The 22,263-nt window shown below is 50.2% G+C and carries 13 protein-coding genes; 1 reads left to right on the top strand and 12 read right to left on the bottom strand.

What is annotated here, in order from left to right:
- Nucleotides 1-55: 55 nt before the first annotated feature.
- The 3 genes from ACGHTT_RS01440 to ACGHTT_RS01430 form a co-directional block, all read right to left on the bottom strand.
- Complete coding sequence (locus ACGHTT_RS01440; protein ID WP_390593073.1) at nucleotides 56-418, bottom strand: hypothetical protein; 363 nt, start codon at nucleotides 416-418, stop codon at nucleotides 56-58.
- A 426-nt stretch (nucleotides 419-844) separates the two neighbouring features.
- Nucleotides 845-2,218, bottom strand: coding sequence for a polysaccharide lyase family 7 protein (locus ACGHTT_RS01435; protein WP_390593072.1), 1,374 nt, complete (start codon nucleotides 2,216-2,218; stop codon nucleotides 845-847).
- Nucleotides 2,219-2,539: 321 nt separating this feature from the next.
- Entirely contained in the window at nucleotides 2,540-4,390 is a 1,851-nt protein-coding gene (locus ACGHTT_RS01430) for a polysaccharide lyase family 7 protein (RefSeq protein WP_390593071.1), read from the bottom strand.
- A gap of 384 nt (nucleotides 4,391-4,774) precedes the next feature.
- On the opposite strand from ACGHTT_RS01430, the gene ACGHTT_RS01425 reads away from it, so the two are divergent.
- Nucleotides 4,775-5,533, top strand: coding sequence for a FadR/GntR family transcriptional regulator (locus ACGHTT_RS01425; protein WP_390593068.1), 759 nt, complete (start codon nucleotides 4,775-4,777; stop codon nucleotides 5,531-5,533).
- A gap of 246 nt (nucleotides 5,534-5,779) precedes the next feature.
- Here the strand turns inward: ACGHTT_RS01425 and ACGHTT_RS01420 are convergent, their stop codons facing one another.
- The 9 genes from ACGHTT_RS01420 to ACGHTT_RS01380 form a co-directional block, all read right to left on the bottom strand.
- Nucleotides 5,780-8,821, bottom strand: a complete 3,042-nt coding sequence (locus ACGHTT_RS01420; protein WP_390593067.1) for a TonB-dependent receptor — start codon at nucleotides 8,819-8,821, stop codon at nucleotides 5,780-5,782.
- A gap of 570 nt (nucleotides 8,822-9,391) precedes the next feature.
- Nucleotides 9,392-10,348, bottom strand: a complete 957-nt coding sequence (locus ACGHTT_RS01415; protein WP_390593066.1) for a sugar kinase — start codon at nucleotides 10,346-10,348, stop codon at nucleotides 9,392-9,394.
- Between the two features lie 10 nt (nucleotides 10,349-10,358).
- On the bottom strand, nucleotides 10,359-11,111 hold the full coding sequence (locus ACGHTT_RS01410) for an SDR family NAD(P)-dependent oxidoreductase (RefSeq protein ID WP_390593065.1): 753 nt from the start codon (nucleotides 11,109-11,111) through the stop codon (nucleotides 10,359-10,361).
- A gap of 205 nt (nucleotides 11,112-11,316) precedes the next feature.
- Nucleotides 11,317-12,618, bottom strand: coding sequence for an MFS transporter (locus ACGHTT_RS01405; protein ID WP_390593064.1), 1,302 nt, complete (start codon nucleotides 12,616-12,618; stop codon nucleotides 11,317-11,319).
- Nucleotides 12,619-12,796: 178 nt separating this feature from the next.
- Nucleotides 12,797-13,144 (bottom strand): cupin domain-containing protein, encoded by a 348-nt coding sequence (locus ACGHTT_RS01400; protein WP_390593063.1) that lies wholly within the window; start codon nucleotides 13,142-13,144, stop codon nucleotides 12,797-12,799.
- Between the two features lie 18 nt (nucleotides 13,145-13,162).
- Nucleotides 13,163-15,403 carry an alginate lyase family protein gene (locus tag ACGHTT_RS01395; RefSeq protein ID WP_390593062.1) on the bottom strand — a complete coding sequence of 747 codons (2,241 nt, stop codon included), beginning with the start codon at nucleotides 15,401-15,403 and terminating at the stop codon, nucleotides 13,163-13,165.
- A complete protein-coding gene (locus tag ACGHTT_RS01390) occupies nucleotides 15,396-17,633 on the bottom strand; it encodes a polysaccharide lyase 6 family protein (protein WP_390593061.1) in 2,238 nt (745 codons plus the stop codon). Before ACGHTT_RS01390 ends, ACGHTT_RS01395 begins: the two co-directional genes overlap by 8 nt.
- Before the next feature lie 108 nt (nucleotides 17,634-17,741).
- The gene (locus ACGHTT_RS01385) at nucleotides 17,742-20,834 is read right to left on the bottom strand and encodes a TonB-dependent receptor (RefSeq protein ID WP_390593060.1); all 3,093 of its coding nucleotides are present in this window, start codon (nucleotides 20,832-20,834) and stop codon (nucleotides 17,742-17,744) included.
- Nucleotides 20,835-21,343: 509 nt separating this feature from the next.
- On the bottom strand, nucleotides 21,344-22,261 hold the full coding sequence (locus tag ACGHTT_RS01380) for a DUF808 domain-containing protein (protein ID WP_390593058.1): 918 nt from the start codon (nucleotides 22,259-22,261) through the stop codon (nucleotides 21,344-21,346).
- Between the last annotated feature and the right edge of the window lie 2 nt (nucleotides 22,262-22,263).

The following is a 22,263-nucleotide window of genomic DNA, read 5'->3' as shown; positions in this document are numbered from 1 at the left end:
AAACGCAAACCTTAGTACCAATTAGCCGCCCTTTCTGCCTGCATGGCTCAGCAACTTAGCTAATAACAACAACCTGAATCATTGGCCCACCGCGCTCGCAGCTATCTATGCTGATATACAGGCGCACCGGTTTGCTCGCCAGAGATGCCGCTAACAGCACGCTGTATATGCGGCTTTGCACCTCACTCGATAACCGCGTATCCACCATATAGGAATCTAATTCGGTACAAGTTTCGGCTGGGTTGTAGTAACCATCTTGGGTTTGCACACGAATTTGCGGCTCGCCATAGGTGTTGGTCCAGAGGTAATACCCCGTTGCTGTAACCCAGCCTTTGTTACCATCGTGGGCTTGGGCTGGCAGGGTAAAAATCAACAGTAAAGCTGCCATACAGATGTTGAAATATTTTCCCGCAATCATTTGTCACAACCTTTTATTTAGTGGTTTACCTATACAGTACCCGCCACGGACTCAGCCGCTATCATAACTACGTTGATACCTAGACAGATAAAAGCTAGAGGCTTAAAGAGATACTTAGACAGATACGTGAATGGATAGATACTTAGACAGATACGTGAATGAATAGATACCTAAATGCATCAACATAAATAGAAGCAGGCGCAAGAAAAACCACCCGCACTCGCCTCAGCCGGCTGCACTATGGAAATGTTATCAAGTAAGTTCAACCCTACGTGGTGGCCAGAGCTGCGCTTTGCAAAAGCTAAACGGGCTGTTTTATTGTACAAATAGCAACTTAATGACCTGACAAAAATTCAGGGCACGCAAGATGCCCTGAGCTCTGCTACCATTCACACCTTACCGATAGGCACTCACGGCCCTCAATGTTTAGTTAGGTTTGTGGTGGCTGGTTTCTAACGTATAAAAAGTAGCTTGAACAAAATCATCGGAATCGCCGGTGTTATTTTGATTGTAAACACCGGCTTTAAAATACATATAGTCGTCACTTGCATCATAGCCAGAGCGGCTCATATCAAACACTTGCTGCGCGCGTACTTTGCCGTTAACCAGAATATCAACGCTTAGGCGGTGGCCTTTAGCATCGATCACATAGGAAAACTTTTCATCCAGGGCTATGCCATCGGCCGGGTCGGGTGCGTTATCGGCTCGGCTACCGATGATATCGATAAGCACTTCTTCGCCGTGGCCGGGCGCCGGTTCGTGTGCCATATAAATAGAGCCGCGGGTGTTGTTGGGTAGCTTGCGGTAATAGAGCCGAATAGGTTCGTTTTCGCTGGCATGAATTTGACCAATGATAACGCGGCCAACTTGGTAGGGCTCGCCGGTTACTGTTACGTAGTTAACGGCCAGCGTTGCTGCCATGCGACCATCTACGCCGCCGGCGAGGCGCTGGGTGCGCGCTGAGGTACTGGAAAAAACCCAATTGTTCTTGTTCGGCCCACCGGCCGCTTTGGTTTTAATGGCCTTATCGCCGCGGCGCAACATTTCGCGTAACTCACTGCGGGTAAATTTCGTATTGGCTGACGTGCGTCCGCCTTTATTGGGCGCGCGAAACGTCATGCCGCCGTCCCAGCGGGTAAAAAAGTAGAGGTCGTCTTCAAAGCCCTGTGCCAATTCGACCTCATGGTAGATATCACCCACGCCATCGTCGTCGTCATCGCGCGGCGTGCTTAGGTACCAGCCTAACAAATCAAAATTCCGGCTTGGCGGTAGATCGGGTGAAAGGCCTGTGCCGCCATCACTTTTTGCCACAATGGAAGCCGCCAGCTCTGCGCTATCATCCCGCACGGCTTCGAAAGTGAAATCATCGAATCGGCCTTCTAGGCCGGCATAAGTTGCGAATAGCACGGCTTGCTTAGCGCCACCGCTCTCGAAGGTTACCGACAGTTTTGTCCAATCTTTGGTTTTTCGTTCCGGCTGATCGAAGTACATGTGTCCATCCGCTTTCGCACCGAGGGTTCCCGCACCTAATACATAAGCCGTTACTCGGTAGCGAGTGTCTGGTTGCACGTCGACCACGCGGCTCACAACTGCGCCCGCCTGACTGAGCTTTACTGATGCCTCCCCTGTGCGAGCCTTGTCTGAAATTGAAGCGCCATTCGCGTACTGCCAACCCTGCCACTGCTGTTCAAAACTCGCATTAGATAGTTTGTCTGCCTGAGTTGAGGCGATCAGAAAAAGGAAACACAATGGGATTGATTTTATGGTTATTTTTTTAACGCCTAGTTTGTGTATCAGCATAGTTTTTATCTCTCTTTTTAATGTAAGCCAGATTTCACTTCTAGCGGCGATGTTGATCCTTCGCTGCTTCTTGGCCAGACTTGCATAACGCTGCTCTTTGAAGCTGTTCTATTAAAATGTCCTATTAAATTGTCCTATTAAAGTGTTCTATAAAAGCCGTTTTATAACTTCGCTCTACAAGCTGCCTTGCGTGATGAAAAGGTAAAAAAAAGCGCCATCCCGAGGGTATGACGCATAAGGTGCAAACTAGAAAATGAAAGAGCGCGCGATACAAAACTCTCGGTTTTTCAGTCGCACGACGAGGGAACCGTTTACATCAACTTAGTCGTGTTGTACATCAATGGTATAAAAGGTAGCCGACGCGTAATTAGGGCTGGCGGTACCTGTGTTGTTTTGATTATACAAACCGGCTTTAAAGTACATGTAATCATCTTTATAGAAGTCTGCTATTGTGATCGCATTAATGTCGCTGCTGTTACTGATTAACACTTTTGAACGCGTCTTGGTGTAAGCAATGGAGCTCGCCGTTGTGTAGGTCTTGCCGTCGTACCACACGGTAACGGTTAGTTGATCACCCACCAGTTTAATTTCATACTCCCAAACAGCGCCGAGTGGAATGCCATTACTGGGGTCTTCTACCGAACTGCTGCCAGAGGCGGTATCGTTTTTGTCGGTGAAGCCCACAACATTGATGCGATCTACGGGGCTGCCACTGGCACCGTCGACGGTGAAAAATACCGAGCCCTTGCTGTGCTCGGGTAATTTGCGGTAATAGATTTTCACCGGCTCGTGATTTTCACCGTGAATTTGCCCCACAACAATACGGCCAATTTGATCATTGCTGGTGGCATCAACAGACACCGCATTGACTTTCAATTTGGCGCGCAGCGTGCCATCAACCCCGCCCACGAGGGATTGGTTAGTAGCTGACGCTTTGCTGGTCACCCAATTGTTTTTGGTTAGCCCTTTTACATCAGCTGAACTGTCTGTGTACTCGCTGATCAGTTCTCGCAATTCGCTGCGCACAAAACTTGAGTTGGTAGAGGTGCTGCCTTTGTTGGGCGCCTTAAAGGTTGGACAGCCCTGGCTATCAAAGGTGAGATCTGAACCGATATTGGTTCGATCCACCAGCGTTTGAATATCAGATTGATCATTGTGTGATACACCATCTGAAATGGTGTAACCCCAAATCGATAAATCCATACCAGAACAGGTGCCTGACGGTGTTGGCGTGGGTGTTGGTGTTGGTGTTGGTGTTGGTGTTGGTGTTGGCGTCGGCGTTGGCGTTGGCGTTGGCGTCGGCGTCGGCGAACCAGAAGCCGATAAGACGCTCACTTCGGTCAAACTATTCCAGGTGTTTGCACTGTTGCCATTCCCCACGTAGCGCACATAACGGGCACTGGTGGTTGGCACGGTAAAGCGCTCCGCTTGCACGCTGCTACCAGCGCTCACCAAGCCAGATGCCAGTGTCGTCCAAGCGCTGCCATTGGTACTGGCTTGTAAATTAAAAAAGCCCTGACGCTGATCGCCTTTGTAGAAAGCCAAATCGACTGCATCAACGGTTTTGCTCGCGCCCAAGTCTACCGTGAGCGTTTGACCGGCGCCGTTCGCGCTCCAACGGGTATAGATACTGCCATCGAGCACGTTATTCGCAACATTGCCATCGTCGGCACTGGCGGCGGCACTTTGAATGGTCAGTGGCGTTAAGCTGGTGCCCGAAGCGCCATCAAAGCTCACTTCGGTGATGCTATTCCAATCGTTGGCACTATTGCCAAAACCAACTAAGCGTAGATAGCGGCCAGTGGCACCGGTGATCGTAAACGCTTCAAATGCCAAGGTTGACGCGCTCGAAGCACCGTCGTAAACCGTCGACCAGTTTGCGCCATCATTCGATGTGGCTAATTGAAAGCGGGTGCTGCGTTCATTGCCTTTGTAAAAGCCGATATTGACGCCGCTAAAGTTCTGAACCGAACCAAAATCATACTGTAAATATTGCCCACTGCCCTGCGCAGACCAACGGGACTCTGGGTCGAAAGAACCATCCAAGGTGTTTGCGGCTGGGTGACCATCGTTGCCGCTGTCGGTAACGGCATTGGGCGCAAGGGCGAAGCCATAGCTGCTAATCGCCAAGGCAAGGGGAAGAAGTAAAAAGGCTGTTTTTGACGTTTTCATTCTGATTACTCGTGTCACGTTCATTATTCGAATTATGTTCAACACAACTTGCCCCATACCCGAGGCAGGCCCCTAAGTTGATACCTGTGCAGCATAGGCGCAATAAGGGCAGGCCATAAAACCACAATCAGACCAATAAGTAAACCAACTGGCACACCAAAGGACACGAAACAATCAGACCTCAGTGCCAGACAGGTTACTTGGCTTTGGCCCGAGCCTCTACTAAGCTAATGCTCGGGAGATGGCGACAATGGCGGGATGACCGTCCTGAGTCCGGCTCTCGCAAGCGGGTATGCAGGCGAATCGATATGGGATAAAATCCATCAGATAGCTTTACCCAACAACAGCGGCATCAGCGCCTTAACACCCACAGGGGAACAACAAATGACTGGACGTCGTCTCTATCAGCACGTTGTCGAAGAGATCAATAAATTGATTGATTCTGGTGACTATCCGCCTAGTAGCCGCCTACCGCCAGAGCGCGAACTTGCCGAGCGCTTTCAGGTCAGCCGCCTAACCATACGCGAAGCGATTATTGCCTTAGAGACATTAGACCGTGTACGGGTAAAAACCGGTTCTGGCGTCTACGTTAAAGAGCCGCAACAGAATGCTGCCTTTTACGCCCCCGACATTGGCCCTTTCGAACTCACCCAAGCTCGCGCCGTTATAGAAGGCGAGGCGGCGGCCATTGCCGCTACCATGATCACGCCGGAGCAATTGGTTGAGCTAGAAGGCACCTTGGCCCTCATGGCTCAGGAAAACAAAGAGGGCGACCTCACGGCAGAAGCCGCCGACAGACGCTTTCATCTAATCATCTCGCAGGCCACCAATAACGCCGCAATTCTGATGACCATCAAGCGCTTGTGGGAAATTCGAGAGACGTCCGCTCGGGTTAAGCGCTCTTATGAGGGTGTGTGCAAACTCGACGGTAAAAATAGACTCGACGAGCACAAGGCGATTTACGACGCGCTCAAGGCACGAGATTCCGGCGCCGCGCGCAAGGCCATGCACATGCATTTCGCTCGCCTAATCGATGCGTTGCTTCATGTGACCGAAGCGCAAGCCATTGAGGCGGCTCGTCAAGAGGCGCTGAAGAGCCGGCAGCAGTTCTCTCTCAGCCATTTAACCACCGGTAGTTACTAAACATCCGATCACGACAAGGCAGCCAGTGCGCTGCCTTTTTTTATGCCTTTTTCTGCACCTATTGTTACCTTGCCGAAATGCAGGCACTTGTAACCTACTGATAGAAAATCTACCGTCAAATAATGCTTAGTTCCAAACAAAAAAATCCAACAAACGTGCGCCTGTTGGATTTCTAAGGTTTTGTTTGCTGAGCAGTAAGCCAAAATACGTTGTTTCGGTTACTGCGCTTTTATCACACCTAAGTGCTTAGAACTTCACCGTAATACCTGCGAACAGGCGCGCGCCGTAATCGTTTACTTCACCAAGGTTGCCCTCTTCGAAGTAGTACTGCACTTTTGGTGCGCCGAACAAATTAATACCTTCAACCTTCACTTTTACGTGATCATTAATGTCGTAGGAAGCGCGCATCTCCCAGGTACCGACATCGTCAACATAACGCAAACGGGTACCATCGCTGGTGTAGGGCTGGAAGTAGCTGCTGCGATACTTGTAAATGGCGGCGATATCAAAATCACCAATTTGATAATACAGCTGACCGTTAAATACCTGCTTGGAGAAGCCGGGAACCGACGCTGGCGCGATTAGACCATCCGTTAATTGGGTGGTAACGCCGTTGAGATCCGTGGTGTAAGTATCGCCGTACAGGCCATCCTCAAATTCAAAGTCAGTGTCGGCAATGTTGTAACCCATCTTCACGCCAATACCAGAGTCCCAACGGTAGGCCGCAGTAATCTCTAAACCATAGAGATTGCTGGTTTGTTCGCTGGTAACATCATTGGTGATTGGCAAGGCGTAGGTTTCACCGTCGACCTCAAAATTTTCCAACTGTGTGCGCTTTTCAAAACCACCGAGAAACTTTTTGTAGTAAAGGCCAGCTGAGAAAATCGCATCGTCGGTGGGATACCACTCCAATGACAAATCGGCGTTCCAAGACATCAGCGGTTTCAAATTTGGATTGCCGGAGCCTTCCGCACCCGCCAACAGATCTTCTACCGTCATCGGGTTAGAATCTTCGTCGGCGGAAATAAATTCGCGACTGTAGCCCATATCCGCTGGCTCAACACGAGACATACCGCGATAGAGGCCGCCGCGGATAATTTTGTCTTCGGCGTAGTCCCACACAAAGTTCACGCTGGGCAGGTATTCCGTATAGCTACCGCCACCTTTAACAGCCTCGATACCGGTGCCAGGATCGAGTGATAACACGCCAGTGGTTGGGTCTGTGGTCACCACATAAGGCGCCCGATAGCCGACTGACTCAACATCGGTTTGAACAATGCGCACACCGAAGTTACCGCGCAAACTCCGCTCCATAAAACTGGACTCGTAGTTAGCCATGACAAACGCCGCCACGGTATCTTCGGAAACGTTTGTCGCACCTGGATCTAATAAGGTGACGCCCGGGTACGCGAAAGTTGTACCGTTTAACTCGTTTAATGCGTTGGAGATACATTGGTTGTCGTAGGCGGCAAAACTGCTGCCGGTGCCTTGTGCAATCACATTACCATTGGCATCCACGTTGGTGATTAAGTTGCCATCGCTGACGCGATCCAGCAAACCACTTTCAGGAAAATCTATACCACAAGCTTCGGAAATAGTTAGGCCTGAGCCCAAAACGGTTTCTGTGGTCCAGCTGGTGTTAGTAATTTCTGTCCGCGCGGCACCCTTTTCTACGTAGCGCAACGCTGAGGTACGAATACCACCTTGAATAGACGTAATAAAATCATTGCCCAATGCGTAATCGACATCTAACCGGTAGGCTTCGATGGTGTTTTCGCGAACAGCTTCCCGGTCGATACGGGTTCTGAAGCGGTTGTAGCCTTCAAGTGCGGTAACGTCGTAATCTTGGACCGTGATATTTGGAATCGTTTTCCCCATATCCCAGGTTATACGCTCACGCGTAAGACTGCGGGCATCGTTCGTTATCTGAAGTTCTTCGCGATTTGTTTGCGAAAAAGATGCATCAAAATTCACGCTCAAACGCTCATTGAAACTGTGCTCGATGTTTAAACCATAGCCCTCGTAATTTTCTTCGCGCGAAAATTTTTCACCGCCGGCATAAATGTAGCCATCACCTTCCCAATGAATAATTTGATTATTGGAATCAACTAATAGACTCGGGCCAGTTACACCCACAGTGGCGCGCTTCTGATCAAAGTTTAGATCGTGGCGCTCTTCCGCTTGAATGCGATCTGACACCTGCGCATCGATGTTGATATCCCAGGCGTCAGAGGGCTGGTATTGCAAGGCGACGAAGAAAGAATCGCGTTCATCAGAGGTTTCATTTTGACGGAAACCACGGGTGCTGCCCGTCCACGCATAAGGCGTGCCATCGCTAACAGCCTTGCCGGTATTCGGGTCGATAGCTGTGTTATAACCTTGGTTGGTTTGGCCTGAAACTTGATCCTCACAATCACCTGAACTGCCACGGAAAAAGCCTTCATTGGTATTTGTGGGATCGTTTAAGCAGGGCCAGAGCGACGTGGGTGTTGAGCTTGGGCCCGAACCCCGGTATTCAGCTTCTGGTTGCGAAATAGATTGTTGCTGTGCGCCAACGGACACACCAATGGCTTGGCCATCGCCGAACTCAAACTGGTCCACGTAGCTTAATGTACCGCGGTAACCTAAATCACTCTGCAAGGAGTTATCGACGTTTGCCTCGTCCGGGTTGTAGTTTGCTTTGGCATCAATTTGAACACGCTGCTTGCCGTATTCTAACGGCTTCAGTGTTTCCAAAAGAATCACGCCGGCCACACCACCTTCAATCATGGAGGCGTCTTGTGATTTAGCAATGGCCACTTTACTCATCAATTCCGACGGGAACTGGGAAAAGTTTACCGAGCGATCGCCCGAGCCATTAGTCGCTTCGCGACCATTCATGTGGGTCGCACTCAAAAACGGACCAAGACCACGAATGGTAATTTCCGTGGCGCCGCCATTTTCACGGTGAGACGAAGCACCGGTAATCGACTCCAGCGCCTCGCCGATGGAGAGCGCTGGCAGCTCGCCGATATCCGACGCCGACAAGCCATCCACAATCGTGGTGGCATCGCGCTTAATGGCAATTTGATCTTGGATTAGCTTGCGGGTACCGGTAACGGTAATTTCCTCAAGCGCCTCAGTTGACGCCGCAGATTCTTGTGCCATTGCCACGCCAGAGAAGAGCGGGCTAGCAGCCACACCCGCGACGGCAAGCGCTTTTACCCAGTGGGCTAAAGGGCGCTGAGTAAAACTTGTCGTAGTTTTCCCGTCTCGTTGGCGGGTTATATTTTGTTGCTCGATTGACATGATGCTGTCTCCGTTTTTATGTTTTTCATCTAGCGCGACTATAATCCAAACCAGATTTAACGGTCAACAAATTAGTCAGACCAAAGTGTAAGATAACAAAGAAAACCGTCAGACCAAAAACACTGAATATACACACATGGGTCTGACCCATAGCTACTGCATCAAGCCATTGATTTCGTAAGCGTTTTTTTGTGCATAACGCTAGATCGACCAGCTGCTGGGCGCTGAGAGTAATTCAGGCGAGGCCATTCTTAGTTGTTGTTTATCGCGAATACATCTCTTCCTTTCGCACAGAAAACATTCATCAACTTGAATTCATACGCACTTCGTGACGATGACTAGATTGAGACGACGCCAAGCTATCTGACCAGTTGCCATAGGATAGGACAACCTACGCGACCCTTAACCGCCTGACTGCTGCTAGCGATACGGCCCTAGTTGTGCGCGTGCGAGGGTAAGTCAGCCGCGAGTAAGCGGCATTGTGCAGGCAAAAAAATGGCCGCACAGAGTGCAGCCTTAAGTTGGGCGAGAGAGCGATATTAGCGGTGCCCACCGCTAAATTTTTGGGCGTTACGCCGAAGCAAGCGCCAGCGCCGTCGTTGCCGCTTTGGGTACGATGGCGCCCGGGTGTTGAATAACCACGGCCGCTAAACGGTGCGCGACTTGTGCAGCCTGTTCCGGTGTTTTTCCAAGTATTCGCTGCGATAGATAGCCGGCGTTAAACGCATCCCCGGCGCTCGTTGTGTCGACCGGGCGCACTTTCTGTGCTGGCACATTTAAACGCTGGCCCGGCATGATTATCTCGCAGCCTTCCGGGCCCTGCTTAAGCACTAGCTCTGCAATACCTGACGCCTGTAAGCGCGCGATATGTTGGTCGAGACTACCGGCACCAAACAGATCAACCTCGTCTTCAATGGTTAACAGGGCTAAATCTGTGCGCTGGTAAACCGCATTAAAAACGTCTTTTGCCATGCCTCTATCGGGCCACAGGCGCGGACGGAAGTTGCTATCAAAAGCCACTTTGCCACCCGCCGCACGATACCGATCGACAAAGCGGAGTAAGCTTTCGCGCGCCTTGGCCGGCAATATTGCCAAGCTAATGCCGGTAAAATACAACCACGGATAGGTGCTGAGCTGTGCAAACAAGCCTTCCGCTTTTGCGGCGTCATCAAACACTTTGCGCGCCGGTGAACTGTCGCGCCAATAGCTGAAGCTACGCTCACCGGTGGCATCGGTGGAGATCATATACATACCGGGCGATTGATTCGGCATGCGCTTGATCAAATCACAACCGACACCCTCTTGTTGCCACTGGTCTAACAACCAATCACTTATTTTGTCGTCGCCAACGGCGCTAACGAAATCAACGGCGCAACCCAGACGCGATAAATACACTGCGGTATTTAATACATCGCCGCCAAACGATAAATTGGCAGCCAAACTCGATGCAGAAAGCCCACTAGCGGATTTTGCTAGTGAGACTTCAACCATGCACTCACCTACAACAGCAACGGCTGGGCGCGTCATATATCCAACCTTAAGAGAAGTAAGTGCCGCCGTTAACATCCACATTGGCGCCCGTCATGTAAGACGCTTCTGAGGAGGCTAAATAGACGGCCGCCTTGGCAATCTCATCCGAACGGCCTTCGCGCTTCAGCGCCGCGCCGCCAGCCACTTTTTCACGCACTTCAGGCTTGGTGAAAATGTTGTGGAAATCGGTGTTGATCATGCCTGGGCACAAGGAGTTAACGCGAATACGCGGGCCCAACTCTTTTGCTAATGAGCGGGTGTACGTCATCACTGCGCCTTTAGAAGTGGCGTACGCCGCTGAACCTGGGCCGCCGCCATCACGGGCCGCCTGAGACGCGAACGTCACGATAGCTGAACCTTCCGGCATTAATGGCAAAGACGCTTTAACGGTCATGAACAAAGAGGTTAGGTTCAAGTCCATCACTTGATGCCAAAAATCCAGGTCTGATTCGGCAGTGGTTTTACGGGCAACTAAGCCGCCGGAGACATGCATCAGCACATCTAAACGGCCATATTTTTCTTGAACCATTGCCAGTGTGCGGGTGACATCTTCCTGCTTGGTCAAATCCGCCTGCAGGGCAGTAGCTTCACCACCGTTGGCAGCGATTTGTTTGCACACTGCTTCCGCACCTGCTGCGCTCGCCATGTAGGTCAACACGACTTTGGCGCCCTGCGCCGCACTTTCAATGGCACAAGCAGCACCTATGTCGCGACCACCGCCAGTCACAAGTACAATTTTTCCTTTCAATTTATCCGCCATGACTCAAACCCCTTTGTCTGTAATTCTCAGGCGACCTAAACGCGCCCTCGGATTGATTAGTTGAAAACACTATAACTTTATCTGATTTTGTGGTCAACCAATTTGTCTGACTACGCAAGACATCTATCAGACCGCATATGTGACCATCGATAAGACCGCTCGATGACACCCTAGGCCAGTGCTGCACTGGCCTAGGGTTCGGAAATTAACTTTTAGGCTTCAAAGGTTCGATCTTCGGACACAACAACCAAACACTCGCCATCGCCGTGACCGCCAACGCCGCACCTATGACAAAAGCTGGGGTGTAGTTACCGCCCGAGGTTAACCAAGGCACCAAAGAGGTCAGACCCACCGCGCCGAGCTTAGCGGCCATACCCGAAAAGCCAGCCAGCGTTCCCACGGTTTTACCGCCATATAAATCGCTCGGTAGTGTTTGCACGTTGCCAATAGCGGTTTGGAAGCCGAACAAAATCACCGCCATCAGCAACACGGCTGTGACCGGCTCGCCAGGATTGGCCATTGCCAGCAAGGTAGGCAGCATAATTAAGCAACCGAGTGTGATCACCAACTTGCGGGTTTTATCCACAGTCCAACCGGCCTTCAAGCGGTTTTGCGCCAAAAGACCACCGAACCAAGCGCCCAACATAGCGCCCACGTAAGGCACCCAACCATAGATACCAATCTCTTTTACGTTCATGCCGTAAACTTCTGATAGATAAATAGGTATCCAAAAAACGAACAACCACCAAATGGGATCAATTGCCGCCGATGCAATAATGACGCCCCAGCTTTGCTTGCGCGACAGCATTTCTACGGTTGAAGGGTTATAACCATCGTCGTCGGCTTTGTCTGCGTCGGTATCGTTATTGCGCTGGCCAGTTAAGATGTATTCGCGCTCCTCCTCAGTAATCCATGGGTGTTTTTTTGGTGGCGCTTTAACCAGCACAATCCAAGGCACTAACCACAGCAAACCGACCAGGCCGACAAGCACAAAAATCATTTGCCAAGAGAAATAGATAGACAAAAAAGCAATGAGCGGTATAGAAACAATGCCGCCAATAGCCGCGCCGGAGTTAAATATTCCCTGCGCTAGCGCGCGTTCTTTCGTTGGGAACCATTCGGCGTTGCCTTTAGTGGCACCTGGCCAGTTACCCGCTTCAGCAACACCCAAAATAGCGCGAAAAATACTAAACGTGACGATGCCTTTAGCAAACGCATGTAAGGCGGTAGCAATAGACCAAATGCCGATGGATAACACGAAGCCAAATCGCGTACCAACCCAGTCGAAAATTTTACCAAAAATAGCTTGGCCAAAAGCGTAAGAAAATACAAACACCACAGAAATGAAGGCATAAATCTCTTTGCGCTCATCAGGTGTATTATCAGGATAAAGATCAGCAGCAATCGCTGGCCAAAGCACATTAAGCGACTGACGATCGATATAGTTAATAACGGTCGCTAACGCAATCAGTGCAATTACCCACCACCGTAAACCTTTGAGTTTCATGTTGGCTCTCCTAGAAAAACTTTTTCGCGCGGTAAAACGGTAATCAAGACACCAGAGTGACTCTTGTTGCCGCCTTTACATCCGCAAGCAGCAGCTGAATGTGCCGCTGCTTAGCTATTATTGTTAGTTGTATGGACAAAGACCCGACATCTAACGCCTGTGTACTTTTTATCTACGTCTACTTAGTTACTAAAAAATCTTCGCGTACGGGACTAAAGCTATCGATAACGGAGCCCGCCTCGATACAGGTCATGCCATGCACTTTATTGGGCACTGCATAAAATGTATCGCCAGCATTAAGTACGGCAGTTTCACCATCGATAGTAACCTGAAAACTACCACTTACGACGGTGGTAATCTGCGCATGAGGATGCGAGTGGGCATAGCCTTCACTGCCACTTTCGAACCAAACCTGAGCGAGCAATAGTGAATTTTCATAAGCAAGAATTTTTCTGGATATACCATTGCCTAAATCTTCAAGGCCAATGTTATCGCCAAATGTAAATGTTGGGCTTGGGTTAACCACAGCCTTCTCCTATCAAAATTATGGATTTTTGTTACCGGCTACTTGCACCACAGCAACATCACCAGTCCACGTGATAGCGCCATCTGCAGTATCCACACGGTGCTCACCGTTTTGTGCGGTATGCGCAATTGCAACGCTATAAGCCTGGCCCGATTTCAGTGTGATATTAACGAGAGAATAGTCACCCACAGCGGTATAGCGAATATCGCTGATGACACCGCGCGGCGCTAACGTATATTCGCGCACACCATTGTATTCGCCATGGCTCTCCAGCGCAGATACAAAAGTGGCCTGCTTGGTCTTTCCATAGCGCACCACAAGTCCCGCCTCGCGCCGCAAGTTAAACTCAGGGTCATTGGCACCCAATTCCGTTAATGCGATGCGGGATTTTTCAGGCATCCATTGAGTCAAGGTATAAAAACGATTGCGCTGAAGCCAGCTAACCTGCACAGAATTTTTTTCGGTGACTAGCTCGCCCTTATTCCATAGGTGCTGGTAGCCATTAGACTTGCCAAGCGGCTTAAGGTTTTCAAGCGCTAGCCTGGCTTTCCCTGTGTGAAACATCAACTGGCCTTGATAATAAAAAGGCAAATCAAAATTCGCAGCCTCATCCGCACGAACGCGCAACAGATCGATTACCAAAGGCGCTTCAGTACCAACCTTATCCAAAAGCACGAAGGTTCTATCAAATTCAGTACCCGGATAAGCATTTGGCTCAAGCGCCGAGACCAACTGCCAACCATCGCCTTGTGTAAACCGGGTAACCTGAGGATTATTCTTGCTCGCCGCTTTCACATCCCCGGCAAATTGCGACTCTTCATTGCGAACCAACGCATTGTGGGCCACAGTTTGTTTTGCCCAGGTATCGTTTTCAGGTAAATAAATACCGCCGCGCTTAGGCTCAACATTGAGATAGCGCGACGCGCCATAATCGCTGACAATTTCATTCGCACCATCGTAGTAGATCCAACCTAGACGATCGAAGTGACCATGGCCCATGCCTTGAGACGCCGCTTTAAATACCACCGTTGCCGCTCCGCTGCGCAATATCGCCACGCCACCTTGATCGCCTGCGGGGCCATCACGAAATAATTTGGAGCCAAAACTAAACGACGGCGCGCCCTGTAATTGGTGTAAATCTCTGGCGACGGCCAGGCCATCGCCATTGAGCGTTACCTGCTGCTGATATTCTGCAATGGCTAACAGATCCTTATCACCGGTCAGGCCATACGCGACGTCGACGCCAAATACCATCTCGACAGTATCGAGCCCCTTGTCCTTAATCGCATCATTCAATGGAAAGAACAAACCGCCATTCGACAGTTGAATGGCGGCATAAATGGCCTTGAGTACAATGCCATCGCGATAGTCAAAAATACCTAACTCGGGTTTATTGCGCTCTAACGCGCGCGCGAAAACCACGAAAGGTAAGAGTGCATAGCGCTGATAATAAGGTCCTTCCGTGTAATAGCCATCGGGCGAAAACAATTGGTCCAGCTGCGCTAAAAAGCCACTGGCGCCGCTGCCATCTAAACCGCGCAAGGCAATATTAACGAGATGATCTTCGTTCAACACCAAACCGGTCATACCGACAGCCGCTGCGGCCCACGTACCGTGGTTGTGTACTTTGTTGAACGTTTCCGCCGAGCCCTCGGATAAAAACCTTGCATGCGGTAACAATAGCTGCTGACTGATAAGTGTTTGGTCGGCCTGGCTCATCTGCGGCAACAGCGCGTCGTAAGCTTGAATAACGTAAACCAACCACCAGGCATCATTGAGCACCTGCCAAAACAGTTTTCCGGGCGCTTGATGTTTATGCTCCGGATGCAAGGGTACGCTGGGGTAGAGCTCTGCATATTTTTTAAGAAGAGTAATAGCCCAATCACCATAGGCTTTGTCACCCGTTATCGCCGACAAGGTTGCCGCTTGATACATTAACAAAGCGTTTTTTTTATGCTGCTCGTGCGTGTAGCCACCGCCGGGATCTTTTGGAAAAGGCACATCCACGGGTGCAGCCATGGCTTCATCTACGGTATTTTTGGCCGCAGTCAACGCACGATCAAATAGCGGATAACGAGACGACTCCGCCTGCAAGGTGGGCAGGTCTTTCGCTGCCAAGAGAAGATTGGGATGTGCGGCTAGGTTAGCAGCATCAACGACAGAGCCATTGCTTGGCACAGCCGTTTTTGCATCTTGGCCACAGGCAACAACGAAAGATAGCGCCATACTTAGTAAGGCACTGGATACAATTTTATTCACGCTCTGTTACCTCTGCGGATACATTGACTGGCACACCTTTGTAACTAACCTTCAGCGTAGATTCGCCGAAGGTATTCTTTGCAATCGAATACACCGGCTCGCCAACGCGGCTGTGAGCGATGATATTGCCAGACTGACTCGCGCTATTTTCAAGTATGTCGACCACTTGAACGCCTTCCAGCAAAGCAATGGACTTCTGCGCATTGCGCGCCCCCTTACCACTATCAACAATGCTATTTTTCTGCATGAGCAAATGTGGGCCGAAGGTGCTTTCATCCGTGCCACCTCGATAGAGCGTTACCACATTGCCATCGACGCTTGCGAATGTATTGCCAATTAAGGTGACGTAATCAGCGTTGAAAATCCCTAGGTCTTCCGTTTCAACATTTAGACGTAGAATGTCGCCCGTCACCGATTCGATACGGCTATTTCGAATTGAGATCTCATCTGCCATGGTAGACATCGACACTTTTAACAGAGAAAAAGAGTGATTAATGTTTAGATTTTTTACCCAAACACCCTCTAATTCCAAGCGATAGTTATTTAGCATGCCATACCGAGTGGTGCGAATAACCGCATTGCCGGCTGAGTCGTCGGCGGCACTGCCATCAATAACCACAGAGGCTAAACGCAGACTGCCACCGTCTTCTATTTGAAACAGTGCGTTGCGGGTAAATTGTATTTTCGTGGTAAGGTCAGATAATTCTTTGGCAGCGACGCCCTTGATGGTTATTGGGTGGCGTACAACAAGAACGCGGTCCACCATGTAGTCACCCGCCGCCAGCGCCAACACATCACCGGGCTGACTGTTAGCAATTGCAGCTTCCAGCATACCCGCTTGCGCTGTCACACTGACTGTTTTGCCTGAGTTTAACGTCGGTCGCAAGTCGCCTTTTGGATACCAAGCAACACCCACTTGTTCAAGCGATACCGGCGCCTTGTCAATTTTTGCGCCTACCGAATGATCGTCAGCCACCCAGAAACCCTCAGCATTTTTCGTGACTGACGTGTCCTTAGCATTTAGCGCGATTGAGGTTGTTAAGCCACTTACTCCGCCATTAGAAAAAGTAATGCCGTCCAAATTGTCATAGGCCGTAAAGGTTTCACCCATAGGCTCGGTGGCTATCCACAAATTTTCGTTAAAGCTCGTATCACTAGGCGCCTGGCTACGCTCTGCATCAGCACCCGCAGCCAACTGAACAGCACTAACGTCAACCAAAGTATTGCGTTCAATCAGTACGTTTTTAACAGGGTGATAGCGATTGATCGGAGAATTAGGTACGCCGTTCATGACCACCAAGCCACCACCGAACCGGTAACCTGTCAAACCTGATAAATAGTTGTTGCGAATGATGTGGTCGGCATTGATTACGCGAATACCGCCAGTGTGCGGTTTTTTATTACCCAGAAATACATTGTTTTCGACAATATTGCCATTGCCGTGACGTAAGGTTAAGGTGCCCGCCGATTCGAGAAATAGGTTGCCAGAAATTTCATTGGCGCCCGACTTTACGGAAATTATTTCCACCTCACCGTTACATTGGTCAAATACGTTGTTGGTGATTTTTGTTCTCGAGTCGATCAACGAGTAGTGACTTGTACCAACGCGAACTGTTTCGCCGCCATTGCTACCCAGCACGGGCCTTGGGCCAAAATAGTTGAACTCGATGCGGTGATTGTTCTCTCGGCTTTCTTCAGTGTCGAGCCGAACCGCCAAGGTAACACCTTGGTTCATTTTCCCGACCAAGTGGTTATGGTCAAATTGGTTGTTCTTTCCGTAGAGTGTCACCCAAATATCTGACTCAAAGCGCTCCGTTTTATTAAAACGGTCAATTACAGTCTCGGTCACTCGCGAATGGTTAGCGTATTCAGTCGTTGATTTTCGGAAGCTGATGACGCTACCTGTGGGCGAATGGCCGTCTTTAAAAACCAGACCACGCACCACTAAATAATTACCCGCGAGGGTTAGGTTAGATTCGCCGGATATAATCACGCCGCCAGGGGTTTCGGCTACCAACGAAATGGGCTTGCCTTCCTCACCGTCAGCTTGAAAGAGAATTTCGATGTTATGCCAAATTCCGTTTTTCATCACGATGGTTTGGCCTGGCTGCGCTTGCTGCACGGCCTGCTTTAACTCTGCTTCACTGGTCACGGTGAGGCCGCCATCTGTGCACGCGTAGACCGCCAACAGGAGTGCACAGGTCACACATAACGCAATTTTTTGCCACATAAAAATAACTCTACATTGGGAGCAAGCCCGCTTGCGCGGGCCAGTCCTATTCTAAACGTGTCGATATATGGGTGAAGATACTTCACCCATATATCGACAGCCCTTTACTTAAAACTTAACGGTAATGCCTGCAAAAATACGTGAACCATAGTCGTTAACCTCACCAAGGTTACCCTCTTGATAGAAGTACTGTTCCTTTGGTGCACCCAATAGGTTAATGGCTTCAATCTTCAGTTTTACGTGATCGTTAACCTTATATGAAGCGCGCGCCTCCCAGGTACCCACATCCTCAACAAAACGTAAGCGCGTTCCATTGCTAGTGTAAGGTTGGAAATAGCCACTGCGGTACTTATAGATCACAGCCATATCGAACTCGCCGATCTGGTAGTAAACCTGTCCATTGAATACATGCTTGGAAAAACCAGGCACTGAAGCGGGATCAACAATGCCTTGTGTCAGCTGCGTCGTTACACCGTTCAGATCCGTGGTATAGGTATCACCGTAATTACTGTCTTCAAACTCGAAGTCGGTATCGGCCCAGTTATAACCCATTTTCACACCAATGCCGGTATCCCAACGATAAGCCGCCGAAATTTCGATACCGTACATATTGCTGGTGTCTTCAGTCGTTACATCGTTGGTGATAGGCAAAACAACACTTTCACCATCAACCACAAATGTTTCCAGTTGGGTGCGCTTTTCAAAGCCACCAAGGAATTTTTTGTAGTAAAGGCCGGCCGACAAAATGGCGTCATCCGTTGGATACCATTCCAACGACAGATCCGCATTCCAAGACATCAAGGGTTTCAAGTCTGGATTACCCGCGCCCGTAGCACCGATCAGCAACTCTTCCGGCGTAGTAGGGTTGGTATCGTCATCCGCGGTTTGAAAGCTACGGCTGTAGCCCATATCCGCTGGGTCTACACGTGACATGCCGCGATAAATACCACCGCGTATGATTTTATCTTCATCGTAATCCCAAACAAGATTGACGCTTGGCAACCACTCGGTGTAGTCGCCACCGCCTTTAACCTTTTCGATACCGGAACCGGTTACCAGACTCAGAACACCGGAATTCGGATCAGTCTCGATGGTGTAAGGCGCGCGATAGCCAACAGAATTTACATCTGTTTGCACCACGCGCACGCCGAAGTTACCGCGCAAGCTGCGATCCATAAACTGCGACTGAAAGTTAGCCATGGCGTAGGCCGCAAAGGTCTTCTCGGTTACATCGATGGTACCTGGGTTTGCCAATTCCACATCAGGATAGGCAAAAGACACAAGATCCTCTGGGTCTACGCCGACGTTGGCAAGTTCAATCACGGCATTTGAAAAGCACTGATTGTTAAACGCTGCGTAGCTACTGCCAGTGCCTTGAGAGATGACGTCTCCATTACTATCAACGTTGGTGATTAAATTGCCATCACTAACGCGATCCAGCAGGCCCGACTCAGGAAAGTCAATACCACAGGTTTCGCCGATGCTTAAACCTGTTGAAGGAATTAAGTCCGACGAATTCCACGATGTATTAGTGATTTGGGTGCGAGAGCCGTTACCCTGTGAACCGCCATATTGAAGATAGGTCAACTCTGAACTGCGAATACCGCCTTGCACCGAGGTCACCAAATCGCCGTTAAGTGCGTAATCAAAATCTAACCGAACCGCGCGGGAAACATTTTCGCGTACATTTTCCCGATCGATACGGGTGCGATAGCGACCAAAGTCATCGAGCGAGGTAACGTCAAAATCTTCCACGCTAAAGTTGGGAATTGTCTTACCCATGTCCCAAGCGAGTCGTTGACGACTTGAGCTACGCGCATCGTTGGTTATCTGTAGCTCTTCGCGATTGGTTTCCGAATAGGCCGCATCAAATTCCACAGTTAAGCGATCGGTCACATCGTGGGAAACATTTAGGCCGTAGGCCTCGTAATTCTCTTCACGTGAGTACTTTTCGCCCGCTATAGAGATATAGCCATCGCCCTCCCAGTGCACTATCTGGTTGTTTGAATCCACGACTAGGGTTTGACCCGTAAGCGGCGCGCCATCTTCAAACGTGGCACGCTTTTGATCGAAGTTTATGTCGTGACGCTCTTCGGCTTGGGTGCGGTCTGAAATCTGCGCATCAACATTAATGTCCCATGCCTCTGATGGCTGATATTGCACGGCAAAAAAGAAAGCGTCGCGCTCGTCGGAGGTTTCATTTTGGCGGTAGCCGCGGCTGCTGCCGGTCCACGCGTAAGGTGTGCCATCGCTGATGGCTTTGCCCGTATTCGGATCTATCGTGGTGTTATAGCCCTGATTCGAGCTGCCACTTACCTGGTCTTCACAATCGCCTGAAGAGCCGCGGAAAAAACCTTCGTTGGAATTAGATGGATCGTTTAAACATGCCCAAAGTGAACTACCGGTTGGGCTGGAGCTGCGATACTCTGCTTCTGGTTGAGATATTGACTGCTGCTGCGCCCCGATCGAAACACCAATAGCCTGGCCATCGCCAAACTCAAATTGGTCTACATAGCTAAAGGTACCCCGATGGCCCAGATCATCTTGTAGGGAGTTATCAACATTACTTTCATCGGGGTTGTAATTGAGTTTGGCATCAACTTGGATGCGCTGCTTGCCAAACTCCAATGGCTTTAATGTTTCCAACATAATCACACCGGCCACACCACCTTCAATCATGGTCGCATCTTGTGACTTGGCAATGGCAACTTTGCTCATTAGCTCTGACGGAAACTGTGAGAAATTTACCGAGCGATCGCCGCTACCATTGGTCGCCTCTCGACCATTGAAGTGTGTTGCACTCAGGAAAGGACCGAGGCCACGAATCGTAATTTCTGTTGCACCACCGTTTTCACGGTGTGACGACGCGCCCGTGATGGACTCCAAGGCCTCACCAATGGACAGAGCAGGTAATTCGCCAATATCCGAAGCTGACAAGCCATCCACAATGGTGGTGGCATCGCGCTTGATCGCGATCTGATCTTGAATCAATTTGCGCGTACCGGTAACGGTAATTTCTTCCAATGCGCCCGCAGACTCAGCTGCAGCGTCTTGCGCCAAGGCCGTGCCTGAAAACAATGGGCTAGCCGCCATGCCTGTAACGGCGAGGACTTTGACCCAATGTGCCAAGGGGCGCCGTACGAATATTGTTTCATTTTTCCCGTCGAGTTGACGGGCCTCTGCTCTTTTCTCGATCGACATGGTGTCGTCTCCGTTTTTATGGTTATCGTCAATCAGGACTATATCGAAGTCAGATAGCCAGTTCAACCAATTGATCTGATTTTAACTGATATTGATCTGACCAATAATCAATGGTGCATCTGCAAACCTTTGAATTCGTTGAACTCTCTAGCTTTCAGGTGTTGACCGGATGAAAACAAAGGGTAGAGAAGATGTAATAATAACTATTTCACCGCAACTGGAGGATTCGCCGACCACAAGGCTGTCGTTTTGACTGGGCGCACAGCACGCCGGAAGTAGATTCACGGCATGAAAATCTATCTGATAGGTTCCTACTATGGCAATCAGCCATAAGATGGTAAGGGGAAAGGCAACTAGGGCAGACCGCGAGTCAATGGCCCTGATGTAAACGGAGGGGGGCGAGTTTCAAGCGAGAACGACGCTCCTATAGATCGACGAGATATCGCGCTAAGGCGCACCGCGACCTGGTAGCTGAGTGAGTCGCGGTACGGTTGGTTTTAGGCCATGAATTAAGCCATGACCCGAGACTTCATCCAAGCCCCGGCGTTAACCGCTAAGAGCGTTAGGGCACCCGCGAGTAGGCCAATAAATAGATTTGTCAGTAACGGTAAGAGGCCAAACAAAAAGGCCGACCAAGGCTCTAAGGCATGATGTAAAGGCGCTATACCGTGCACCAAGATACCGCCGCCCACGAGAAACATCGCCGCCGTACCCACCACGGACAGGGTTTTCATCAGCCATGGGCAGAATGTCAAAATCGCACCCCCAAAAGCGTGTTTAAACCTTGCCCACGCCGAGTCACCGGCGCTGTTAAGTAGCACCAAGCCCATGTCATCGAGTTTGACGATAAACGCTACTAGACCGTATACGCCAACCGTCATCAATGCCGCAATCAGCGATAAAACCGCGAGCTGCTCAACAAAGGTCGCATGGCTCACGGTGCCCAGCGCAATGACAATAATTTCAGCCGACAGTACGAAATCCGTTCTTATGGCGCCTTTTATCTTCTCGCGCTCTAGCGCCACGAAATCGACCTCTGGTTTCAGCAAAGCCTGATGAAGCGCTGCTTTATCCGCTGCCACCGCCGATTTATGGGCGATGCCATGCCAGAGTTTTTCCACGCCTTCGAAGCAGAGGTAAAGCCCACCCAACATGAGTAGAGGCGTCACCAACCACGGCAACCATGCACTGATGGCGAGCGCTGCGGGAACCAACAGCAACTTATTAACCGTTGAGCCTTTAGCCACGGCCCACACCACGGGCAATTCGCGCTCGGCTCGAACCCCACTCACTTGCTGCGCGTTAAGCGCTAGATCATCGCCCAGTACGCCAGCGGTTTTCTTCGCCGCGAGCTTGGTCATGAGCGCGACGTCGTCGAGCACCGTGGCAATATCGTCCAGTAACGCGAGGAGGCTTACACCCGCCATAG

Source organism: Simiduia litorea (assembly GCF_042853465.1).
GTDB classification, from domain to species: domain Bacteria; phylum Pseudomonadota; class Gammaproteobacteria; order Pseudomonadales; family Cellvibrionaceae; genus Simiduia; species Simiduia litorea.
The sequence above is the reverse complement of the archived record's forward strand: the minus strand, read 5'-3'. Positions and strand labels throughout refer to the sequence as shown.